The sequence below is a fragment of the Bradyrhizobium sp. SZCCHNR1002 genome, assembly GCF_032381435.1.
Lineage (GTDB): Bacteria > Pseudomonadota > Alphaproteobacteria > Rhizobiales > Xanthobacteraceae > Bradyrhizobium > Bradyrhizobium aeschynomenes.
Map to the genome: position 1 here is coordinate 541,160 of NZ_JAUHIS010000003.1, position 23,404 is coordinate 564,563.

Sequence of the window (23,404 nt, forward strand, 5' to 3'; positions counted from 1 at the left end):
ACACTACTTCGCGGCGGTCGCAGGCGATTCGGTCGCGGCGATCACCTCGCGCACCAGCCGCGCGACCCCCTTGATGTCGCCGTCAGGATCGACGGAATCGCCGAGCCGGACCACGACCATGTGCTGGCTCGGCATGATCACCAGGCGCTGGCCGAGCAGGCCGAAGGCGAAGAAGGCGTCTGCGGGAATGCCGGCGCGGGCGCGGCCCAGCGCGTTGGCGTGCTGGCTGCGATTGGTCCACAGCCCGGCGCCATAGTCGGTGTCGAGGGTTGCGGTCGCCGACATCGCCACCCACCCCTCGGGCAGGATCCGCATCTTGCCGGCGACGCCATCGCCAAGATACAGCAGCCCAAGTCTCGCCCAGTCGCGCGCGCTCGCCAGCATGTTGGCGTGACCCTGCAACGTTCCGGTGCCGTCATATTGCAGCGTCGCGCTGCGCATGCCGAGCGGGTTGAACAGCTCGCGCCAGGCGAGCTCGATGGCCTGCTCGGGCCCGCCGGCGACATCCCGGACGATGCGGGCCAGGATCTGCGTGCTCGCGCTCGAATAGGCCCAGCGCTGACCGGGCGGCGCGATCAACGGCGCATGGACGGCAAAGGCCGCCATGTCACGATGGATCTCCATCTGGCTCGACGGATCGAAGCCCGAATTGGTCTCGTCCAGCGCCAGCCCTGATGTCATGCGCATCAGCTGCTCGATCGTGATCGCGTGCCGGCCATTCCCGGAATCGCGCCATTCCGCGACCGGCGCCGGCATCGACGGGCTGAGCTTGCCCTGCCGCGTGAGAATCCCGAGCAGGGCGTTGGTGACCGTCTTGGTCATCGAGAAGCCGATCAGCGGCGTATCGACGCCGATGTTGGGGGCATAGCGTTCCGCGATCAGCCGGCCGTCCTTGATGACGACGACGGCCTTGGTGCGCCGGAACGGCGGATTGGCCGGCTCCTCGAAGGCGTGATCGAGCGCGGCCTTGAGGGCGGGCTCGGTGGGCTCCACCGCGCTTGGATGCGCAAAATCAGGCAGCGCCGGGGCCGGACCGGCGGCGCGCAACGCGCCGACGTCGCTGTGCGGCACGTAAGGCGGCTTCTGGCCTTGCGGCGAGACGCAGCCGAGCCCGTCATGAAACGTCGCGCGGGTGGCGTGCAGGCCGAGCAGCGAGGCTTCCACCATCCGCATGTCGGTTTCGATGCGGTAGCGCATCACGGCGCGCAAGCGGCGCAGGCCCGGGCGCTCCATCGTTTCCGCGAATACGGTGTGCGGATCGAGGCCCGAGACGAACGTCTTGGCGCAGATCATCTGTGCCACCGCCGTCGTCGCCGCGCGCAGCGCCCGGTCGGGCCGATAGGTCAGCCAGCCCGCCACCAGCAGACCCGCAAACACCAGGAGACCGACCGAAAATCTTCGCAAGTTCACCAGAACGCCTGAATCGTTTCTGCGAGCGAGCCACGCTGCGCCCTGGCATTCTTCTAACCCGGCTTCGGCACCTCGCCAACGGAAGGACACGGTGGAACGCCCCAACGGGGCGGCGGCAAATCGTCATCCGGGGCAACGACATCCGGCATGGCGCGGAACCGCGACGCCGCTATCCGCACTGGCATCAACGCCCGGCGGCGGTCGCGCCCTTGCTGCGCGGATCGGGCGCGCCGACCGGCCCGGCCGGCGTCACCAGGATCGAGTTGGCCGACGTTCGCCCCATCGGCTCCTCGATCTTGTGACCCCGCGCCCGCAGCTCAGCCAGCACATTGTCGGCAAAACCCTTCTCGATCCGCACCTCGTCCGGCATCCATTGATGATGCAGGCGCGGCGCGTTGACCGCCTCGCGAACGTCCATCTGATAGTCGAGCACGTTGACGATCACCTGCAGCACGGTCGAGATGATCCGGCTGCCGCCGGGCGAGCCCGTCACCAGCACCGGCTTGCCGTCCTTCAGCACGATCGTCGGTGACATCGACGACAGCGGCCGCTTGCCCGGCCCCGGCAGATTCGCCTCGAAGCCGACCAGGCCGAAAGCGTTGGAGGCGCCGGGCGCGGCGGTGAAATCGTCGAGCTCGTTGTTGAGCAGCACGCCGGTGCCTTCGGCGACCAGGCCGACGCCATAGGGGAAGTTCAGCGTGTAGGTGTTGCTGACGGCGTTGCCGTCATTGTCGACCACCGAGAAATGCGTCGTGTTGCTGCCCTCGCGGAGCGGCTTGATGTTCAGCACATCACCGGCGCTGGTCGCGCGTGCCGGATCGATGCTGGCGCGCTGCTGCGCCGCATAGTCCTTCGACAGCATCGCGCGCACCGGCGCATCGACGAAAGCGGGATCGCCGAGATAGCGCGCGCGGTCGGCATAAGCGCGCTTCATCGCCTCGACCAGGAGATGCAGCGAGGCCGGCGAGCCCTGCTTCAGCTCGGCGAGCGGAAAGCCCTCGAGGATGTTCAGCATCTCGATCAGCACGGTGCCGCCGGAGGAGGGCAGCGGCATCGAGACGATGTCATGGCCGCGATAGCTGCCGCGCACCGGCGCCCGCAACGCGGGCCGGTAGGACTTCAGATCGGCCGATGTCATGATGCCGCCGGCATCCTGGATGGCCTTGGCGAGCTTGTCGGCGACCGGCCCTTCGTAGAAGCCGCGCGGTCCCTGCTCGGCGACGGCGGTGAGCGTCGCGGCGAGGTCGCGCTGGATCAGCCGGTCGCCTTCCTTGAGCACCGTCCCATCGGGACGCATGAAGATCGCCGCGGAGGATTTCCACTTCGCCAGTCGCGGCGCCATCATCGGCAGCGTGACCGCGACGTCGTCGGCAACGGGGATGCCGTCGCGCGCCAGCACGATCGCCGGATGCACCAGTTGCGCCAGCGTGAACTTTCCCGAGCCGTATTTCTCCAGCGCCAAAGCCAGCCCGGCGACCGATCCGGGCACGCCGATCGACAGCGCCGAATCGCGCGACTTGCCGATGTCGGGCTTGCCGTCGGCGCCGAGGAAGATGTCGCGCGTGATGGCGGCAGGGCCGGTCTCGCGATAGTCGATCGCGATGTCCTCATTGGACTTGGCAAGGTGAATGACCATGAAGCCGCCGCCGCCGATGTTGCCGGCGACCGGATAGGTCACCGCCATCGCGAAGCCGGTGGCGACTGCGGCATCGACCGCGTTGCCGCCGAGTGCGAGGATGCGCTGGCCGACCTCGGCCGCAATCCGCTCCTGCGCCACCACCATGCCATGCGCAGGCGGATCGGCCGGCAACGCAACGTTCGGCGGCAGCGGGATGTCGATGCCCTGCGCATCCAGCGCGCGTGCCGGCGGGCCACCGGCCAGCAACAGCATGAAACCTGCCGACGCCATCAGGCCCGAAAGGAGTCGTCGTCGATCAAACGTGAACGTGGACATGGAGATTCTGCCGCTGCTGACATCCGCCTGGGACGATCGGATGTTATAGGGCCGCGTCGCCGGCGTAAAACGCGACACCGTGATCCCAGGGGGTTTTCGCATGGCCGTCACCACGATCGAGACCACCGATGCGGCTGACGGCCGAGCCTATCCGGGACGGGCGGCCGTCGTCAGCTGGATCTTCTTTGATTGGGCCACGCAGCCCTACTTCACGCTGATCACGACCTTCGTCTTCGCGCCCTATTTCGCCGCCCACGTCGCGCCCGATGCGGCGAGCGGCCAGGCGCTGTGGGGCTTTGCCACGGCCGCGGCCGGCATCGTCATCGCGCTGCTGTCACCGCTGCTCGGCGCCATCGCCGATGCGACCGGACGGCGCAAGCCGTGGATTGCCGCGTTCGGGGCGATGCTGGTGATCGGCTCCGGCCTGATGTGGATCGGGCGGCCCGGCGCACCCGAACTGATTCCGCCGCTGCTCGCGGCCTACGTGATCGCCACCATCGGCGTCGAGTTCGCGACCGTGTTCAACAATGCGATGATGCCGACCCTGGTGCCGCCGGAGCGCATCGGCCGCCTGTCCGGCACCGGCTGGGCCACCGGCTATGTCGGCGGCATTCTCTCGCTGATCATCGTGCTCGGCTTTCTCGCGGCGAATCCGGACAGCGGCCGCACCTTGTTCGGACTCACGCCGCTGTTCGGGCTCGATCCGGCGACGCATGAGGGCGACCGCATCTCCGGGCCGCTCACCGGCCTCTGGTTCATCGTCTTCGTACTGCCGATGTTTCTGTTCACGCCGGATTTTCCGGCGCGGCACCGGCTCGGCGCGGCCGTGCGCGAAGGCCTCGATCAATTGAAGAAGACGTTGCGCAGCCTGCCGCAGCAGCGCGACATCGCGCTGTTTCTGCTCTCCAACATGATCTACACCGACGGCCTGGTGTCGCTGTTCGCATTCGGCGGCATCTATGCCGCGGGGACGTTCGGCTGGAACACGATCCAGATCGGCACTTTCGGCATCATCCTCGCCGCCGCCGGCACGTTCGGCGGCTGGCTCGGCGGCAAGCTCGATGATCGGCTCGGACCGAAGCGGGTGATCGCCGGCAGCATGAGCCTGTTGCTGCTCGCGATCATCGTGATCCTCCTGGTCAGCCGGGATTCGATCCTGTTCATTCCGGTGGCGCCGGCTTCGCCCGGAGGCCCGCTGTTCGGCTCGTGGCCCGAGCGCGCCTACCTGCTGCTCGGCTGCATCATCGGGGCCTGCGGCGCGCCGCTGCAGGCGGCCTCGCGCTCGCTGCTGATCCGCATGGTGCCGCGCGACCGTGTCGCGCAGTATTTCGGCCTGTTCGCGCTGACGGGCAAGGTCACGTCATTCATCGGCCCGCTGCTGATCGGCATCATCACCGCGGCGACCGCGAGCCAGAAGGCCGGCATGGCCGCGCTGGTGCTGTTCTTCGCGACGGGGTTGGTGTTGTTGGCGCGGGTGAACGCAGTTGGTCGTGCAGGGCAGGGCGCTTGAAACTTGCTCCGCCGTCATTCCGGGATGCGCCGAAGGCGCAGGCCCGGAATCCATACTCACGATCGTGGTTATGGATTCCGGGCTCGTCGCTACGCGACGCCCCGGAATGACGACGGAGATTGTCGGAGCCGTTAGTGCCGGAAATGCCGGACGCCGGTCAGCACCATCGCGATGCCGTGCTCGTCGGCGGCCTTGATGACCTCGTCGTCCCGCACCGATCCACCCGGCTGGATGACGGCGGTGGCGCCGGCCTCGATGCAGGCCAGCATGCCGTCGGCGAATGGGAAGAACGCGTCGGAGGCGACCACCGAGCCCTTGGTCAGCGGCTCGGCGAGCTTCAGCTCCGTCGCGGCATCGAGCGCCTTGCGGGCGGCGATGCGCGCCGAATCGACCCGGCTCATTTGTCCGGCGCCGATGCCGACGGTCGCCGAGTCCTTGGCATAGACGATGGTGTTGGACTTCACATGCTTGGCGACGCGGAAGGCGAAGCGCAGGTCGCGCAACTCGGCGTCGGTCGGCGCGCGCCTGGTCACGACCTTCAGCGTCATGTCGTCGACCACGGCGTTGTCACGGCTCTGCACCAGCATCCCGCCGGCGACGGTCTTGGCCGTGAGGCCGGCCTCGCGCGGATCGGGCAGCGCGCCGGCCAGCAGCAGCCGCAGGTTCTTGCGGCCGGCGATGATCGCGATGGCCTCCTCGGTCGCATCGGGCGCGATGATCACCTCGGTGAAGATGCCGGTAATGGCGCGCGCGGTGGCCGCGTCGAGCTTGCGGTTCATCGCGATGATGCCGCCGAACGCCGAGGTCGAATCGCAGGCCAGCGCCTTCTGGTAGGCGGTGACGAGGTCCGGGCCTTCGGCCACGCCGCACGGATTGGCGTGCTTGACGATGACGCAGGCCGCGGTGCGCGCCGGGTCGAACTCGGCGATGCACTCATAGGCCGCATCGGTGTCGTTGATGTTGTTGTAGGACAGCTCCTTGCCCTGCAGCTGGCGCGCGGTGGCGACGCCGGGGCGCCGTCCGGGCAGCGCGTAGAACGCCGCGTGCTGATGCGGGTTCTCGCCATAGCGCAGCGACTGGATCAGCCTGCCGCCGAAGGCGCGGTAGTCGGGCGCATCGTTCTGGATGGTGGCGGCGAACCAGTTCGAGATCGCGGCATCATAGGCTGCGGTGCGCGCATAGGCCTTGGCGGCGAGCCGGCGGCGCAGCAGCAGCGTGGTCGAGCCATCGTGGCGCGCGAGGTCCTCGAGCACGGCCTCGTAGTCGTTGACGTCGACGACGACGGCGACGTCCTCGTGGTTCTTCGACGCCGCCCGGATCATCGCCGGGCCGCCGATGTCGATGTTCTCGATGCAGTCGCTGAACGGGGCGCCGCGCTCGACCGTGGCCTCGAACGGGTAGAGATTGACGACGAGCAGGTCGATCGGCGCGATGCCGTGGGTCTTCATCGCCTCGGTGTGCTCGTCATTGCCGCGGATCGCGAGCAGACCGCCATGGACCTTCGGATGCAGCGTCTTGACGCGGCCGTCCATCATCTCGGGAAAGCCGGTGAGGTCGGAGACGTCCTTCACCTTCAGGCCGGCGTCGGCGATGGCCTTGGCGGTGCCGCCGGTGGAGATCAATTCCACGCCGCGCGCGGCGAGTGCGCGCGCGAAGTCGGCGAGGCGCGTCTTGTCGGAAACGGACAGGAGGGCACGACGAACGGGACGAAGCTGATTGGTCATGGCGGGCAGAATCCTTGTGCAGGAGGTTCAGTTGCCCAGGCGCACGGCGGTCGATCCCGCGCTCCCCGATGGTGCTCCATCCAAAGTCGCCAGTCGCGCGAGAGCCGGGCTCATATCAGCTTTTGCCGGCGGCGACAACGGGGCGCCCCTGCCGCTGCGCCGTCATCGAGATTCCGGGTTCAAGGCCTGCGGCCTTGCCCCGGAATGACGGTGTTTGTCGCAGGCTCAGTGAACCCGCCGATGCTGCGGTCTACAGCGGCAGCTCCGGCTCGCGCCGTGCGTTCCTCCGCGCGTTGGTCTCGCTCGGCGAGGTCGACGAGCGGACGAAGCTCCAGCGGATGGAGGGGGCCTGCTGGGCGTCCTGGCGGATCACGAGCTGGGTGGTGCGGCGCGGGCCGTCATTGCCGGCGAGGAACACGCTGTCCTCGAGGTCGACGCGGTCCTCGAAGGTCTCGAAGGTCCAGACCTCGCGATTGGGCAGCACCAGCATGGCGCCGCGGCCGTCGCTGAGCCGGCTGGCTTTCACCGCGGGATGCAGATGAAAGCGCAGCGTGTAGTCCGAGCCGCCGCCGCGCAGCCGCGCACCTTGCGCCGGCGTCACGGTATCCTCGCCGTCGAGCCGCGCGCCGTCCTCGGCGGCGACCAGCACCCGGCGATGGATCAGGCCGAACTTGGCGGCGTAGCCGTTGTGCGAGGTCGACAGCACCGTGCCGTCGGGCACGACCTCGCGGAAATTCTCCACCCGCGTCGGGCCCGACACGATCGGCGCGCCGTGCAGCAGGCGCTTCATCGCCGACATCTCGACGAAGGTGCAGGACGAGGTGTTGTGATAGGTGAGCGTCGAATGCGCCACCGTTGAGCGCGCGAAGGTGCGCCAGTTGTCACGCCCGGTGGACGGCATGCCGCAATTGATGATGATGCGGCTCGTCCCCGACGACAGCTCGAAGGCGAGGCAGCCGGCATGCGCCTCGTGGCTGAGATGCGGCGGCGGCGGGGGGCCGGTGTCGACGATGACCGTCATCTGCCCGGCATCGAGGCGCTGGAAGCCGGAATGCGGCATGCTCGCCATCGGCGTGCCGTGCGTGTCGTCATAGGCGAGCAGGGTCGCCAGCAGGTCGGACGGCGTGCCGCCCATGCCGTTGAACAGCGCCATGTTGCCGTCGCCATGCCGGAAGAAGCGCAGCATCGGCATCATCCGGTCGATGGCGTTGAGCAGCGCCGGGGGCGGGGCGATGTTGCGCGCGGCGAAGGTCTGGCGCAGCGGCAGCAGGTCGATCAGGAGCTCGATCAACGCGCCGGGGTTGCGCGAGACGTGCCCGCCATCGGGCAGGATCTGCCGCTGCAATTCGTCGGAGAGTTTCCGGCTGGCGCTGCGGATGTGCTTGGCCTGGTTGGCGAGGCACAGCGCGGCGTAACACAGTGCGATCAGCACCTGCAGCCGTGGCGCCCCGTCCGGGATGTCGATGGTCGAATAGCGCAGATAGCGGATCTCGCGGGTCAGCCCGCGCAGATAGCGGCGGTAGAACTTGCCGTCGGAATCGGCGAGCACCAGCGGCGCCTGTGACAGCAGCGAGATCACCCGGCGCGCCAGCACGTCGGCCCGGCGGCTCAGCGGATGACGTCCGATCTGGTTGGTGATCCAGTCGTCGACCAGGGCCCGGGCATTGGCGCGGGTGAGAGCCGTATCGGCTGCGCGAAGATGCCGCAGCCAGCCGAAGCCGAGCAGGGCGACCTCCCAGTCCTCGGACGGCGGCTCCAGGTCGAAGATCGAGCGGCCATGGCAGGTCACGATCTTGCCGGCGAACACGAATCGTCCGGCATAGATCTCGGCCGCCCGGGTGGCGTCGGAGGTGCGCAGGTCATGCGGCGCAATGATGAGCCGATCGGCCCGGCCCGGCCATAATCCGGATACCGATACCGATACGCCGCTGACATTGGACATCAGGCTGCGCGCAAAGCGGCCCAGAACCAACGTCGATATGCGTCTGCGTTGAGCGGCGGACACGCCAAGCCTTAGGTCGAGAGGGGGATTCGGTTGCGGACCCTTAGTAGATCGCAAATGCCGCCGATACACCATTTTTGGCCCCGATGCAGCATCATCGCGGGACCAGAATCTGGTGCAAAATCAGGATTTAACGACTAACGCAACGCCGACGCCCTCAACCTGCTACCGCAAATGAGGCGGTGCACGGCGCGCACGATGACACGCTCAAGGCCGCCGCTCCAGTCTCGCCGCATAAAAACCGTCGAGGCCGCCGAGCCGCGGGTCGGCGTGGGGCAAATGGCACGGCAGGGTGCGCAGGTCGCCGGCCGGCGTCACCAGCTCGGCCAGACCGGCCACCTCGGCCGGGTCGATCGGAACGCGGCGAAGCTCGGCGCCGCCGGCAAGAACGTGGTCGACCACCTGCTCGCCCTCTTCGGGCTCGAGCGAGCAGGTGCAATAGACCAGGGTTCCGCCCGGCTTGAGCAGGCCTGCCGCCCGGGTCAGCAGCCGGCTCTGGGTGCCGGCCAGCGCGGCGATGTCGGCTTCGCTGCGTAGCCAGCCCACGTCGGGATGGCGGCGGATGGTGCCGGTCGAGGTGCAGGGCGCATCGAGCAGGATGCCGTCGAACCCGCCGCCGTCGGCCGGCTGCCATTCGGCGGCGTCGGCCACGACCGTGTCGGCCGCAAGCTGCAACCGGGTCATGTTGTCCTTCAGCCGGCTCATCCGGGCCGGCGAGCGGTCGACGGCGGTGACCCGGGCGCCGCCATGGGCGAGCTGGGCGGTCTTGCCACCCGGAGCGGCACAGAGGTCGGCCATCGTCTTGCCGGCGACATCGCCGAACAAGCGGGCCGGCAGCGCGGCGGCTGCATCCTGCACCCACCACTGGCCCTCGGCGAAGCCCGGCAGCACCGTCACCGAGCCATGCAGCACGGTGCGCACGGTTCCGGTCGGCAGCACCTCGCCATGCAGCCGGGACGCCCATTGCGCCGGGTCCGACTTGACGGTGAGGTCGAGCGATGGCTCCTGGCCGAGCGCCGCGGCAATGTCCTTTGCGGTCGCCTCGCCGTAATGGTCGGTCCAGCGCTTCAGCAGCCAGGGCGCAATGTCGAGCGGCTGGCCCTTGGCATCGTCGAGCAGGCCCGCGCCCTCGCGGGCGCAGCGCCGCAGCACGGCGTTGACCAGCCCGGCATATTTCGCGGCTCGGCGGTCGGCCTGCACCAGCCGGACCGACAGGTCGACGGCCGCGTGGTCCGGCACGTCCATCCACAGGATCTGGGCGGCACCGATCAGCAGCGCGCTCTGCGCGCGCGGCGCGTCGGTCGGAACGCCGCGGTCGAGCAGCCGCGACAGCACGTGGCCGAGCGTGCCGAGACGGCGCAGCGTGGTGGCGACGAGACGGCGCATCAGCGCGCGGTCACGGTCGGCGAGCTGCTTCAGGCCGGGATGGGCTCCGGCGCCATCGAGCTGGTCGTCGAGCGTGCGGTGCTTGTGCAGAACCCCATCAACGACGTCGGCGGCGATTCGCCGCGCCGCGAGGCCCGGGACTTCGGAAGGAGTCGCAAAACGCGGCGGGGGCATGCCTGGGAATTACTCGCGAAAAGAAGAAAGGCAGTTCCGCGACGATCGGGTGCATGCCATCAGCTTGCGGGTCCTCTGCCACCGGAATATGCCAAATGTAAGAATCGGCTCTGCTTTTATTAGCCCTGTTTTTTCATGGGTGGGCACACGATCTGATGAGGTCGGGAACGAACCGGTTCAATGGTGGAATGGTACGATGAGCAACGAGCCCGAGAACGAGCCCAAGAGTGAGCCGAAGCGCAAGCCCGCATTGGCCGTGGTCGCCAGCAACGAGTCGCCACGCAAGCCGTTGACGCCGGCTGCGCAACGCGCACTGGCCGAAGCCGAGGAACGCCGTCGGCTCGCGGCCGAGCAGGCCCAGCCGCGACCGAAGGAGTTGCAGGGTCCCAAGGGGCCGGAGCCGACCCGCTACGGCGACTGGGAACGAAAGGGCATCATCTCGGACTTCTAAAGCGCGATGAGATCAGGATGAATCCCTCATCACGCTTTAGGTTGTGGTTTGCGCATGATCTTCTCGGAAAACCGCTGCGCACTTTTCCGGATCACGCTTTAGCGGGCCGATGCATCGGCAATGGATCGGCGCTCAGACGTAATGATGCTCGCGCAGATGGCGGACGATCAGCTCGGCTGCAGCCTCTGCCGACAGCGCCCCGCCATCGACGGTGATGTCGGGCTTCTCGGGCACCTCGTAGGGCTGGTCGATTCCCGTGAAGTTCGACAATTCGCCGGCGCGCGCCCGCTTGTAGAGGCCCTTGGGATCGCGCGCCTCGCACGTCGAAAGCGGAGTCGCGACATGGATCTCGATGAACTCACCATCGTCGAAGCGCCGGCGCGCCATGTCGCGGTCGGCGCGGAAAGGTGAGATCAGCGACACCAGCGTGATCAGGCCGGCGTCGACGAACAGTGCGGCGATCTCGGTCACCCGGCGAATGTTCTCGACCCTCGCCTCCGACGTGAAGCCGAGATCGCGATTGATGCCGTGGCGAAGATTGTCGCCGTCGAGCAGCATCGTGTGACGGCCGAGCTCGCACAGTCGCCTGTCGACCAGATTGGCGATGGTGGATTTGCCGGCGCCGCTCAATCCGGTGAGCCAGAGCACGCAGGGCTTCTGCTGCTTCAGCCGCGCGCGCATCGATTTGTCGACGTCGAGCGTGTGCCACCTGACGTTCGCCGGCCGCCGCAGCGGCGCATCGACCAGGCCAGCCGCGACCGTCCGACGGCTGAACGGGTCGATCAGGATGAAGCTGCCGAGATCGCGATTGTCGCGATAGGCATCGCAGACCAGCGGCCGATCGAGAACCAGTTCCACACAGCCGATCTCGTTGGCCTCCAGGGTCAGCGCGGATTCCCTTGCCATCGTCTCGATGCAGACGCGATGCTTCATCGTCGAGATCACGGCGCCGATCGACGACGTCCCGGACTTGAGCACATAGCGGCGGCCGCGCCGCATCGCCTCGTCGTCGAACCAGATCAGGTGCGCCGCGATGTGGTCGGTCACCATCGGCGGCGTGCCGGAGGTGAGCACGTCGCCGCGGCTCGCATCGACCTCGTCGGCGAGCAGCAGCGTCACCGACTGTCCCGACACGGCCTGCCGCAGCCGGCCGTCGGCGGTGACGATGCCGGAGACGCGGCTGCGTCGGCCCGAGGGCTGCACGACCACGGGATCACCACAATGGACCGTACCGCCGGCGACGCGGCCGCTGAAGCCGCGAAACTCGGGATTTGGCCGGTTGACCCATTGGACCGGAAAGCGGAATGGCCGGCTCTCGATGCCGTCGGACACGTCGACCGCCTCGAGATGCTCCATCACGCTCGGTCCGTCGTACCACGGCATGCGCGCGCTGTTGCCAAAGACGTTGTCGCCGTCGCACGCCACCACGGGAATGCATTGCACGTCGGCAATTCCGAGCTGCTCGGCCATGGTGCGGAAGGCCACCGAGATTGCAGTGAAGCGGTCGGCATCGAAGTCGACCAGATCCATCTTGTTGACGGCCACCAGCACGTGACGCACGCCGAGCAGAGCGAGGATATGGCTGTGGCGGCGGGTCTGGCTGACGACGCCCTTGCGGGCGTCGACCAGCACCACGGCGAGCTCGGCATGCGACGCGCCGGTCGCCATGTTGCGGGTGTATTGGACGTGGCCCGGCGTATCGGCGACGACGAAGCGGCGGCGCCGGGTGGCGAAGAAGCGGTAGGCTACGTCGATCGTGATGCCCTGCTCGCGCTCGGCCTGCAGGCCGTCCACCAGCAACGCGAAATCGAGCGCCGGCCCGGCGGTGCCGGCCACCCTGCTGTCGGCGGCGAGGGCGTCGAGCTGGTCGTCGAGCAGCATCTTGGAATCGAACAGCAGCCGTCCCACCAGCGTGCTCTTGCCATCGTCGACGCTGCCGCAGGTAACGAGGCGGAGGGTCGGCTTGTCGTCGGTGTGCGTCCACGCCGACTCGCGCGTCCGGTCCAGGATTGCGGGGTGAGCAGCCATCAGAAATAGCCCTCCACCTTCTTGCGCTCCATCGAGGCGGCGCTGTCGCGATCGATCACGCGGCCCTGCCGCTCGGAGGTGCGCGATGCCGCCATTTCCCGCACGATCGCCGCGAGATCGGACGCCGTCGACGCCGTTGCGCCGGTCAGCGGATAGCAGCCGAGCGTCCGGAACCGGATCGACCGCCATTGTGGGGTCTCACCGGGTTGCAGCGGCATGCGATCGTCGTCGACCATGATCAGCGCGCCGTCGCGTTCGACCACCGGCCGCAGGCTGGCGAAATACAGCGGAACGATGGGAATGGCTTCGAGCTGGATGTAGTCCCAGACGTCGAGCTCGGTCCAGTTCGACAACGGAAACACGCGCATGCTTTCGCCGGGGGCGAGCAGAGTGTTGTACAGATTCCACAGCTCGGGCCGCTGGTTCTTCGGATCCCAGCGATGGGTGACACTGCGATGGGAGAAGATGCGCTCCTTGGCGCGCGATTTTTCCTCGTCGCGGCGCGCGCCGCCGATGGCGGCGTCGAAGCCGTGCATCTCCAGCGCCTGGCGCAAGGCCTGGGTCTTCATCACGTCCGTGTAGAGCGCCGAGCCGTGGACGAAGGGGCTGATCTCCTGGGAAAGGCCCTCCGGGTTGACGTGCACGAGAAGCTCGAGCCCGAGCTCGCGGACGCGCTGGTCGCGGAATGCGATCATCTCGCGGAACTTCCAGGTCGTGTCGATGTGCAGCAGCGGAAATGGCGGCTTGGCCGGATGGAATGCCTTCATGGCGAGGTGCAGAAGCACCGAGGAATCCTTGCCGATCGAATACAGCATCACCGGCTTGCGGAATTCGGCCGCGACCTCGCGCAGGATGGCGATGCTCTCGGCTTCCAGCCGGCGCAGATGGCTGAGCGCCGAAGGTTGCGTCCCAGCCGCCGACGGCCGGAGGGCGGATGCGCCTCCGGCGGAGTAGTGACTTGGACCGTTCATGCAGCCACTCCCGCACGATCGCCGAACAGGCGCGCCGATGTCGCCGCGTTCAGGCCGAGGTCGCGAATGCAGGCAGCGACCGAGTCGCGATAGACGGCATTGACGCCGCAGCGCTCCAGCACGCCGAGCTGGGCATCGGTCAGCGTGCTGGTCGGGCGAGACTGATAGCGGTAGGCGCTGTCGGAGGTGTGGAGGTTGGGCACCTTGTAGATCGCCGCCTCGGTCGGGAAAATGACGCGTGCGTTGGTCCCGTGCCCTTGCTCCGGCTGCTGCCAGGAGGTGACGGCGTCCTCGGCAAAGCAGCCCGACAGAGCGAGGCGGTCGAACAGCACGCGGATCGATGAGATCGGCTCCTTGCTGACCTCGTAGACGTAGTGCGTGACCGCGACGTCCTGCTCGCTGGCATAGCTGCAAACCCGCGCTGCGCTGAGCGCCGCGATGACGTAGTGCGCCAGCAAGGTGGTTTCCGAAGCGCGCGAGATCAGCTTGTCCAGCCAGGACGCCAGCGCGCTGGCCGGCTCGCGGTCGAGCGCGATGAGATGCAGCCGGTCCGGCGGATAGCCGGCGTCGATCAGCAGCTTCAGCGGATTGAACAGGCTCTCCGCAAGAACGTAAGGCCCGATCGTTTCCTTGCTGAAGATGCGCGGCGTGTCGCTCGCCGAGGGCACGATCCAGGGCGACAGGGGTTGGGCCACCTGCGCATCGCGCAACATCGCTTTCAGCGGCTGGTAGTATGACGGCATGCCTGTCATGCCGAACAGGTTGCTCAGCGCTGTCGATCCGACCCGCGCCTTGCCGCAGGCGAAGTAGAGCATTGGGAAGTCCCCGGCCGCGCGAGTCCGGAAGCTCTCTGCGAGGCAGTCCGTCACCTCGCGCATCAGGGTTTCGAGCGTCGTGGTCCGGGTCTGGAACGCGCCGACCGGCGACAGGGTCATGGTGTCGAGCGATCGATGATCGTGCCGGATCAGGTCGGCCATCAGTTCGATCGAGCCGGCAGTGGTCATGTCGAAAATCATGAGCTTGCTCCTGGGTGAGCTTGAAAAAGGATTAAAAGAAACGGCCTCGGAAATTGATTGGCGCCCACCTGGCGAGTCGGTGCAGCCGTCGTCCGGCTGCACCGAGCCGGTCAGGCTGCGCGTACGGTCTCTAGAAACTTCTCCACCTCCACTTTGAGATTGCTGCTCTGGAACGTCAGCGACCGTGCCGAATCCAGCACCTGCCCCGAGGCCCTTCCGGTGGCGCTGGCGCCACGGTTGACCTCCGTGATCCTTTCGGCGACCTCGGCCGTGCCCTTGGCCGCTTCGCCGACATTGCGCGCGATCTCGCGCGTCGCCGCGCCCTGCTGCTCGACCGTGGCAGCGATGGTCGTTGCGATGTCGGAGATCTGGGTGATGGTGGCGCCGATCTCCTTGATGGCGGCGACGGACTCCTGCGTCGCGGCCTGCATGCCGGCGATCTGCGTGCCGATGTCCTCGGTCGCCTTGGCGGTCTGAGCCGCCAGCGCCTTGACCTCGCTGGCGACGACGGCGAAGCCGCGTCCGGATTCGCCGGCGCGCGCCGCCTCGATGGTGGCGTTCAGCGCCAGCAGGTTGGTCTGCTCGGCGATCGCCGTGATCAGCTTGACGACGTCGCCGATGCGGCCGGCGGCGGCTTGCAGCTCGTTGATGCGGGCATCGGTCCGTTCGGCCTGCTTGACCGCCTCGTCGGCAATGCGGCTGGAATCGTGGACCTGACGGCTGATCTCGGTGACGGAGGCGCTCATTTCCTCGGTGGCGGAGGCAACGGCCCCGACGTTCGTCGACGCCTCCTCCGACGCCGCGGCCACCATTCCGGACAGCGACTGCGTCTGGTTGGCCGTGCCCGTCAACGTGTCGGCCGCGCCCTCGAGCTGATGCGCCGCCGACGAAACCGTCGTGACGATGCCTCCCACCGCCGCCTGGAACGCATCGGCCAGCTTGATCATCTCCACCCTGCGCTGCTGCGCGGCGATCTTCTCCTGGTTCTTCTGGTCGAGCTCCATCTGCTCGATGCGGATCAGGTTGTCCCTGAAGGTGCGAGCCGCGCGCGCATTGTCGCCGACCTCGTCGCCACGCTCGGTGTAGGGAATCTTGACCGCCTTGTTGCCATTGGCGAGTTCGAGCAGGACTTCGCCGACGCGCCGGATGGGGCGGGCGATGGTGAGCGACGAGAACACGGCCGAGCCGATCAGGATCAGCACCACCAGCGCGCCGACGACGATCGCGACGTTGCCGACGCGCTCCATCTCGGCCGACAACTGGCTCTGCCGCAGCGACAGCATGTCCGTGGCGATCTTCACACCTTCGCCCAGCCGCTTCCTGATCTCCTGATCGGTGGTGACGACCGTCTCCTCGAAGATCCGCCGGCTGGCCTCGTCGGCCTTGAAGTAGTCCAGCGCCGCCGCCTTGAACGCGGTCGCGGTGGTGATCAGCTCGTCGATCCCGGCCTGGATGTCCTTGTTGTTGGTGAGTTCGCGGGACTTCTGCAGGTCGGTGAGCAGTCCGTCCAACCCGGCGGTCACGATGTCGCGTTGCGCCGGATCCGAGGTCGCGCCGAAGCGCCAGCTCGCAGCGCTGACCGAGGCCATGGTGGCATCGGCCGTGCGCAGTTCGGATTCGATGCTGAAATGCACGGGGGATGCGAGCAGGCTTGGCAGGCTCGTCAGCTTGGGAAAGCTGCGCTTCCAGGCGTCGAAGGCCTGGTTGCGGGCCGCGATCTTGGCGAGAACCTCGCCGCGCGCGCGCGCGAAATCGGCGCCGGCTGCGGCGGACTTGTCGATGAACTGGCGAATCTCCGCATACAGCTGCTGCGCCACGGCGCGGGTCGCGCGCTGACGTGCGGCCTCGACTTCACTGCCGGCGGCGGCGAGGTTGCCTTGGAGCGCCTGCAGGCTGGCTTGGAGCCGGTCAGGCGTCGTCGCCCGGGCGATTTCCTGCTGGTTGAGCTGAGCGCGCAGCAGCGCCGCGTCGGCGCCCTGCGCATTGGACTTGTTGGCCATGTTGATGACGGCCAGGCGAGTCAGTTCGGCGATCGACTGGTTGCCGACGATCTGGTTGGCCAGCATGCCCGCGACCAGGAGCACACCGATCCCCGCCGTAATCCCGAGCTTCGTTCCTATCTTGAAATTGAACCCGAACATCCCACTCCCCAGAGTTGTATCTGGGTAGTAGGCTCAACCAAGATTAAGGAAGTCATAAATACCGCAGACCGTACAACTACAGGTAAAAAGTTCCGTTCTGGAACCGCTCGGAGGGAGTCTATTCCAGAAGCCCTGGCTCCCCGATGTGCGGGCGTCGTCGTTCAGCGCGTCACCACCACGGTCGTGCCGATCGACACGCGCTCGTAGAGGTCGGTGATGTCCTGGTTGAGCATGCGGATGCAGCCATACGAGACGTAGCCGCCCACCGAATTCGGCACGTTGGTGCCGTGGATCGCATATTCACCGCCGGCGAGCGTCAAGGCGGCGACGCCCATCGGATTGCGCGGCGAGCCGCCGGGAATGACGTCCGGCAGTTCCGGCTTGTCGCGCTTGACGGCAGCGGGTGGAGCCCAGGCCGGATTCTTGTACTTGCCGTCGATCTTGGTGGTGCCGGCCCATTGCCGGCCCACCTTGCCGACTCCGACCGGGTAGCGCATGGCGTGGCTGCCATCGAGCACGAGGTAGAGCCTGCGCTCGCCTGTCCTGACCACGATCGTGCCGGGCGAATAGTCGCCGGCAATGCCGACCAGCTCGGGCCGGGCTGAAGCCGTGCCGGCCGTCGCCAGCGTGGCGCCGATCGCCGATGCCGCCACCATCACCGCCTTTGCCAAGGCCAGCCTGATCGCTGCCATCCGCATCGCATCCCCCTTGCCCGGTGACACCGGTGCCACTCCCCGCCGGGAGCACTCGGATCACTTGAGGAAAGGAAAACTTCGTCCGCAAGTAAATGACCTGAAAACAACACTCCCGCGGAATCATCCGCGGGAGTGCCGAGGTCCTTGACGGATCCGACGACGGCGCGTCGGACAGGCTCAGGCCTGCTTCTCCTTGCGGTTCTGCCGGTGCTGCACGAGATCGTCGACCACGCCGGGATCGGCGAGCGTCGAGGTGTCGCCGAGCGCGCCCGGCTCATCCTCGGCGATCTTGCGCAGGATGCGGCGCATGATCTTGCCGGAGCGGGTCTTGGGCAGTCCTTGCGAGAACTGGATCTGGTCCGGCGAGGCGATCGGGCCGATCTCCTTGCGCACCCAGGCGACGAGCTCCTTGCGCAGCTCCTCGCTCGGCGTCTCCCCGGCCATCAGGGTGACATAGGCGTAGATGCCCTGGCCCTTGATGTCGTGCGGGTAGCCGACCACGGCGGCTTCCGAGACCTTCGGATGCGCCACCAGCGCGCTCTCGACCTCGGCGGTGCCCATGCGATGGCCGGAGACGTTGATGACGTCGTCGACGCGGCCGGTGATCCAGTAATAGCCGTCGGCATCGCGGCGGCAGCCGTCGCCGGTGAAGTACTTGCCCTTGTAGGTCGAGAAGTAGGTCATCTCGAAGCGGCCATGGTCGCCATAGACCGTGCGCATCTGGCCAGGCCAGGAGCGGGTGAGGCAGAGATTGCCTTCTGTCGCGCCCTCGAGCGTGACGCCGTCGGCATCGACGATCTCCGGCACCACGCCGAAGAACGGCCGCGTCGCCGAGCCCGGCTTGAGCTTGGTCGCGCCCGGCAGCGGCGTGATCAGGATGCCGCCGGTCTCGGTCTGCCACCAGGTGTCGACGATCGGGCAGCGGCTGTCGCCGACGACGCGGTGATACCACTCCCACGCTTCCGGATTGATGGGCTCGCCGACCGAGCCGAGCAGGCGGAGCGACGCGCGCGAGGTCTTCTTCACGGGCTCGTCGCCGCCCTGCATCAGCGCGCGGATCGCGGTCGGCGCGGTGTAGAAGATGTTGACCTTGTGCTTGTCGATGACGTTCCAGAACCGCGAATTGTCCGGATAGTTCGGCACGCCTTCGAACATCAGCGTGATGGCGCCATTCGCCAGCGGCCCATACAGGATGTAGCTGTGGCCGGTGACCCAGCCGACGTCGGCGGTGCACCAGTAGACGTCGCCCTCGTGATAGTCGAAGACGTATTGATGCGTCATCGACGCATAGACGAGATAGCCGCCGGTGGTGTGCAGCACGCCCTTGGGCTGGCCGGTCGAGCCCGAGGTGTAGAGGATGAACAGCGGATCCTCCGCGTTCATGTGCTCGACCGGGCAGTCGGTCGTCACCATCTCCGCCGCCTCGTGGTACCAGAAATCGCGGCTCGGATTCATCTCGATCTTGCCGCCGGTGCGCTTGACCACGACGACCCAGTCGACATTGTCGACCTTGTTGAGCGCCGCGTCGACGTTGGCCTTCAGCGGCACCTTGCGGCCGCCGCGCAGGCCCTCGTCGGCGGTGATGACGATCTTGGAATCGCAGTCCTTGATGCGCTGGGCGAGCGAGTCCGGCGAGAAGCCGGCGAACACCACGGAGTGGATGGCGCCGATGCGGGCGCAGGCCAGCATCGCATAGGCCGCCTCCGGGATCATCGGCAGATAGATGGTGACGCGGTCGCCCTTCTTGACGTTGCGGTTGCGCAGGATGTTGGCCATCTTGCACACTTCGTCATGCAGCTCGCGATAGGTGATGTGCTTCGACTGCGAGGGATCGTCGCCTTCCCAGATGATCGCGGTCTGGTCGCCACGGCTGGCGAGATGGCGGTCGATGCAGTTGTAGGCGGCGTTGAGAACGCCGTCCTCGAACCATTTGATCGAGATGTTGCCGGGGGCGTAGGAGACGTTCTCGATCTTGGTCGGCGCATGGATCCAGTCGACGCGCCTGGCCTGCTCGGCCCAGAATCCGTTCGGGTCCTTGATCGAGCGCGCGTACATCTCCTGGTACTTGGCGTCGTCGACAAAGGCGCGTTTCGTCCACTCGGCCGGAACGTCGTAGATCTTCTCGGACATTTCACACCCTCCGCATGCGGCCCGCCGTGGTCCGTCGCAGGCCGTCGTTGTTCCCACTATGCGTCCGCGTAACCGGCGGCGACAAGGCAAGACAAGTAGAACCTTCGGCGGGGAGGCGGTCTGCGCAGGATCAAAGAATTGTGCGCAGAGGTTGCGGCAGTCGCGATTTTGGTGAGGCCACCCCCGCGTCCAGCGGACGTCAAGGTTACCCCGGATCAGCTCGCGTAACGGTATGATGGGGCCGTTTTGCCCAAATTTAAGGACTCGCCATCCGGGCGATCACACCCTAAATCGCCTTGAAGCTGTGGATAACCCCGCCGGAACCAAACCGGACTCCGGGGCATTGAGCGGATGAGCACGACGGCAGGGCGTCTAAAGCAATGATGGACCAGCAGAATTTCGAGAGCCCCCGGGTCGGTCCGGCCGATCCCGAGGTCGCGCTCGCGAAGGCGCTGGGCCAATGGCCGGCCAAGCCGCCCCGCCGCAAGCTGACCCTGAAGGATCTCGCTCACGCCAAGACCGCCGACGCGCAGGGGCATGCCAAGACCACGGTCGAGGAACTGGCCAAGCGCATCGGGTTGAAGCTCGGCGACCAGACCGAGCTGACCATCCGCCGCATCAAGCGCGGCAAGAGCTATACCTTCATTCGCGCCAACGGGACCCAGATCCGCCATGCCGGCACCATCCGCCGCCTCCATGCGATGGCGGTGCCGCCGGCCTATCGCGAGGTGCGCTACGCGCCCGATCCCAGCCTGCACCTGCAGGCGGTCGGCATCGACGCCGCCGGCCGGCTGCAATACCGCTATCACGCCGATTGGGAGAAGGTGCGCGAGCATCGCAAGGCGCATCGCCTCGCCAAGCTGGTCGGCGCGCTGCCGCGCATCCGCCGCGCGGTGTCGAAACATCTCGCCGGCGACGAGCCGACGCGGGAGTTTGCGCTGGCGGCCGTGATCGAGCTGATCGCGCGCACCGCGATCCGCCCCGGCAGCGAGTCCTATGCGCGCCTCAACGGCACCCGTGGCGCCGCGACGCTGTTGAAGTCGAACGTTCTCCTCGAGGACGACTGCCTCGTGCTGACCTTCAAGGCCAAGGGCGGCAAGGCGGTGCGCAAGGAATGCGACGCCGCCAAGCTCGTGCGTGCCGCCGGCATTCTGCGCGGCCTGCCCGGCCGGCGCATGTTCCAGTATCGCGACGCGCAGGGCGTGGTGCGCGCGGTCTCGACCACCCAGGTCAACGCCTTCCTGCGCGAGATCGCCGGCATCAAGATCTCGCTGAAGGATTTTCGCACGCTGATGGCGTCGGCCGTCGCGCTGGAAACGCTGTCGCGGATCACGCCGGCGGCGAGCGCGCGCGGCCGCAAGAAGCAGATTCTGGAAGCGATCCGCGCCGCCGCCGACGAACTCACCAACACGCCGGCGATCTGCCGCAAGAGCTACGTGCACGACACCATCGTGACCGCGTTCGAGGACGGCATCCTCGAACGCTTCGCCGCCACCATGAAGGGCCAGCGCTCGCAGACGAAGCGCGAACAGCTGCTGGCCCAGGTGGTGACGGCCGTCTCGGCCTGAGGCAACAATCAGTTATGCTTGGCAGCGCGGTCCGATCTTGGCCGAGGCCAGGAAACGCGCGATCGGATCCAACTGCTTGCACGGCGCCGCCGCGCTCTTCAGCGGCTCGGCGTTGCGCGTGGCCGGACGCATCACGGTCTTCTTGCTGGTCACCTTGGCACGGCGAGCGACCGATGCGCCACGGCTCTCCGCGCGCACGGCCTTCGAGATCAGCGGCAGGCGCGCGCCCTCGGTGAGGTCCACCGGCGGCGTCTCGAAGCTGCGATCGCTCTCGCTCAACGTATCAACGCCGGGGATCGGCTCGCGGATCAGCGACGACGTCGTCTCGCCGGCGGTATCGGCCGGCGTCACCGCCGCCAGCACCATCTTCGTTGCAAACAAGCAGCAGATTATCACGAGGCAGAACCCCGCAATCCAGATCGTTCTGTTCACTGTTGGAAACCCCCGCCGATCGCGCCGGAGCGTGCAGGACATCCCCTTCCCACAGCCGGCGCCGTGCCCACCAATCAACCTTAAGAAAGTCTTACTCGCAATGTCTTCGGCAGGTTCGGCCGGCCTCGGCTGGCATTGTAGTTAATGCGAAGCCGCGTCGGCCAATGACCGACCCGCAGCGATGAGTTCGCAACGGCTGCGACATTGCGGCGCGCGACCTCTGGGCCAATGAGTCGGCGAGACGATCTCAGTCGCAGTTGGTTTCACGGATCACGTTAAATTATGACGCGAAACTCGCATCCCGAAGCTCGCGTAGCTCGGCCCGACACGACGCAAGAGCAAGCCGCTCATTCCAGCATCGGTGTCGCAGTCGAACTCATCACGCGGCTCTGCCGCCGTCGTTCATAGGGAGCTATCCATGTCCAAGCGCATTGCCTATCTCGCTGCCGCCGCCTTCAGCGCGCTGTCGCTGACCTCGAGCTTCGTGGCGCCCGCCAGCGCCGAGGAGAAGACCGTGATGGTCGGAGGTGCGGCGATGTATCCGTCGAAGAACATCATCCAGAACGCGGTCAATTCGAAGGATCATACGACGCTGGTCGCAGCCGTGAAGGCCGCCGGTCTCGTGCAGACGCTGGAAGGCAAGGGCCCGTTCACGGTGTTCGCGCCGACCAACACCGCCTTCGGCAAGCTGCCGGCCGGCACCGTCGACACGCTCGTCAAGCCGGAGAACAAGGCGACGCTGACCAAGATCCTCACCTATCACGTCGTGCCCGGCAAGCTCGAGGCCGCTGACCTGAAGGACGGCCAGATGCTGAAGACCGTCGAGGGCGAGCAGCTCACCGTCAAGCGCGAGGGCAAGAACGTGATGATCGTCGACGCCAAGGGCGGCACCTCGATGGTCACGGTGCCGAACGTCAACCAGTCGAACGGCGTGATCCACGTGGTCGACACCGTGCTGATGCCGGCGTCGTAAGACCCGGCGAAACACCGGACGCATCCGTTTCTTCCTCCTCCTCGCGGATGCGATCCCGAGCGAGCCGGGCCCACCCCGGCTCGCTTTTTTGTGAGAGCCATCGCTCCGAAAGCATCGATTTGCCGGTTTGAGCCCGTAACGACAGGCCGCCGTTTCGCGTATATCTGTCGGAACCTTGAAGACCACCCGGAACCACCGAGCCCGTCATGTCCAGCATCGCTGCCACCGAGACGACGATCGCGACCCCGCAGACCAAGGTGATCCAGCCCGCCTGGGTCCGCGTCATGCACTGGATCAACGCCGTGGCGATGATCCTGATGATCATGTCCGGCTGGCAGATCTACAACGCCTCGCCGCTGTTCGACTTCCGCTTCGACCGCAGCATCACGCTCGGCGGCTGGCTCGGCGGCGCGCTGCTGTGGCACTTCGCCGCGATGTGGCTGCTGATGCTGAACGGCCTCGCTTATCTCGTCACGGGTCTCGCCACCGGCCGATTCCGCCGCAAGCTGCTGCCGGTCTCGCCGGCTGCTGTCATCGCCGACGTCAAGGCCGCGCTGACCTTCAAGCTCTCGCATGCCGATCTCACCGTCTACAACGCGGTGCAGAAGCTGCTCTATCTCGGCATCATCCTGGTCGGCATCGTCGTGGTGCTCTCGGGCCTGTCGATCTGGAAGCCGGTGCAGCTGCACTGGCTGGTCATGCTGTTCGGCGACTACCCGGCCGCGCGCTACGTCCATTTCGTCTGCATGGCGCTGATCTGCGCCTTCCTGGTCATCCACATCCTGCTCGCGCTGCTGGTGCCGAAGAGCCTGCGCGCGATGATCATCGGCCGCTGAGGG

17 protein-coding genes and 1 riboswitch are annotated in these 23,404 nt (G+C 66.9%); of the genes, 5 read left to right on the forward strand and 12 right to left on the reverse strand.

All coding sequences use genetic code 11. The features are described 5' to 3' along the window. Positions 1–3: 3 nt before the first annotated feature. Both QX108_RS18770 and ggt read right to left on the reverse strand, forming a co-directional pair. The gene (locus tag QX108_RS18770) at positions 4–1,410 is read right to left on the reverse strand and encodes a serine hydrolase (protein WP_315781201.1); all 1,407 of its coding nucleotides are present in this window, start codon (positions 1,408–1,410) and stop codon (positions 4–6) included. Between the two features lie 184 nt (positions 1,411–1,594). Continuing rightward, entirely contained in the window at positions 1,595–3,301 is a 1,707-nt protein-coding gene (gene ggt, locus QX108_RS18775; protein ID WP_315781203.1) for a gamma-glutamyltransferase, read from the reverse strand. 163 nt (positions 3,302–3,464) lie between these two features. Here ggt and QX108_RS18780 point away from each other — a divergent pair, with 163 nt between their 5' ends. Beyond that, positions 3,465–4,874, forward strand: a complete 1,410-nt coding sequence (locus tag QX108_RS18780) for an MFS transporter (protein WP_315781205.1) — start codon at positions 3,465–3,467, stop codon at positions 4,872–4,874. A gap of 131 nt (positions 4,875–5,005) precedes the next feature. Here QX108_RS18780 and purH read toward each other — a convergent pair whose 3' ends face one another. From purH to QX108_RS18795, 3 genes are all read right to left on the reverse strand, one after another. Continuing rightward, entirely contained in the window at positions 5,006–6,598 is a 1,593-nt protein-coding gene (gene purH / locus QX108_RS18785; RefSeq protein ID WP_315781208.1) for a bifunctional phosphoribosylaminoimidazolecarboxamide formyltransferase/IMP cyclohydrolase, read from the reverse strand. 26 nt (positions 6,599–6,624) lie between these two features. Continuing rightward, positions 6,625–6,705: riboswitch (ZMP/ZTP riboswitch) on the reverse strand. 143 nt (positions 6,706–6,848) lie between these two features. After that, positions 6,849–8,540: a heparinase II/III family protein gene (locus QX108_RS18790; RefSeq protein WP_315723511.1), complete on the reverse strand. Its 1,692-nt coding sequence runs from the start codon at positions 8,538–8,540 to the stop codon at positions 6,849–6,851. A gap of 267 nt (positions 8,541–8,807) precedes the next feature. Beyond that, positions 8,808–10,160, reverse strand: a complete 1,353-nt coding sequence (locus tag QX108_RS18795; protein ID WP_315723513.1) for an RsmB/NOP family class I SAM-dependent RNA methyltransferase — start codon at positions 10,158–10,160, stop codon at positions 8,808–8,810. Positions 10,161–10,356: 196 nt separating this feature from the next. On the opposite strand from QX108_RS18795, the gene QX108_RS18800 reads away from it, so the two are divergent. Next, positions 10,357–10,611, forward strand: a complete 255-nt coding sequence (locus QX108_RS18800; RefSeq protein ID WP_315781213.1) for a DUF1674 domain-containing protein — start codon at positions 10,357–10,359, stop codon at positions 10,609–10,611. Between the two features lie 132 nt (positions 10,612–10,743). Here QX108_RS18800 and cysC read toward each other — a convergent pair whose 3' ends face one another. The 6 genes from cysC to acs all read right to left on the reverse strand — a co-directional run bounded on the left by cysC (position 10,744) and on the right by acs (position 19,592). Beyond that, complete coding sequence (gene cysC / locus QX108_RS18805; protein ID WP_315781215.1) at positions 10,744–12,639, reverse strand: adenylyl-sulfate kinase; 1,896 nt, start codon at positions 12,637–12,639, stop codon at positions 10,744–10,746. Further along, a complete protein-coding gene (gene cysD, locus QX108_RS18810; RefSeq protein WP_315781218.1) occupies positions 12,639–13,610 on the reverse strand; it encodes a sulfate adenylyltransferase subunit CysD in 972 nt (323 codons plus the stop codon). The genes cysC and cysD overlap by 1 nt, the downstream gene beginning before the upstream one ends. Continuing rightward, complete coding sequence (locus tag QX108_RS18815) at positions 13,607–14,626, reverse strand: sulfotransferase family protein (RefSeq protein ID WP_315781220.1); 1,020 nt, start codon at positions 14,624–14,626, stop codon at positions 13,607–13,609. The genes cysD and QX108_RS18815 overlap by 4 nt, the downstream gene beginning before the upstream one ends. Positions 14,627–14,736: 110 nt before the next feature. Then, positions 14,737–16,767: a methyl-accepting chemotaxis protein gene (locus QX108_RS18820; RefSeq protein WP_315781222.1), complete on the reverse strand. Its 2,031-nt coding sequence runs from the start codon at positions 16,765–16,767 to the stop codon at positions 14,737–14,739. Positions 16,768–16,928: 161 nt separating this feature from the next. After that, on the reverse strand, positions 16,929–17,423 hold the full coding sequence (locus QX108_RS18825; protein WP_409998530.1) for a L,D-transpeptidase: 495 nt from the start codon (positions 17,421–17,423) through the stop codon (positions 16,929–16,931). 216 nt (positions 17,424–17,639) lie between these two features. Continuing rightward, positions 17,640–19,592: an acetate--CoA ligase gene (gene acs, locus QX108_RS18830; RefSeq protein ID WP_315781225.1), complete on the reverse strand. Its 1,953-nt coding sequence runs from the start codon at positions 19,590–19,592 to the stop codon at positions 17,640–17,642. 380 nt (positions 19,593–19,972) lie between these two features. On the opposite strand from acs, the gene QX108_RS18835 reads away from it, so the two are divergent. Next, positions 19,973–21,160, forward strand: a complete 1,188-nt coding sequence (locus tag QX108_RS18835; RefSeq protein ID WP_172133666.1) for a DNA topoisomerase IB — start codon at positions 19,973–19,975, stop codon at positions 21,158–21,160. Positions 21,161–21,172: 12 nt separating this feature from the next. Here QX108_RS18835 and QX108_RS18840 read toward each other — a convergent pair whose 3' ends face one another. Beyond that, on the reverse strand, positions 21,173–21,541 hold the full coding sequence (locus tag QX108_RS18840; protein WP_315781227.1) for a hypothetical protein: 369 nt from the start codon (positions 21,539–21,541) through the stop codon (positions 21,173–21,175). A 469-nt stretch (positions 21,542–22,010) separates the two neighbouring features. On the opposite strand from QX108_RS18840, the gene QX108_RS18845 reads away from it, so the two are divergent. Together QX108_RS18845 and QX108_RS18850 are read left to right on the forward strand one after the other, a co-directional pair. Then, positions 22,011–22,565: a fasciclin domain-containing protein gene (locus tag QX108_RS18845; RefSeq protein WP_315781230.1), complete on the forward strand. Its 555-nt coding sequence runs from the start codon at positions 22,011–22,013 to the stop codon at positions 22,563–22,565. Positions 22,566–22,771: 206 nt separating this feature from the next. Beyond that, positions 22,772–23,401: a cytochrome b/b6 domain-containing protein gene (locus QX108_RS18850; RefSeq protein WP_315781232.1), complete on the forward strand. Its 630-nt coding sequence runs from the start codon at positions 22,772–22,774 to the stop codon at positions 23,399–23,401. Positions 23,402–23,404: the final 3 nt, after the last annotated feature.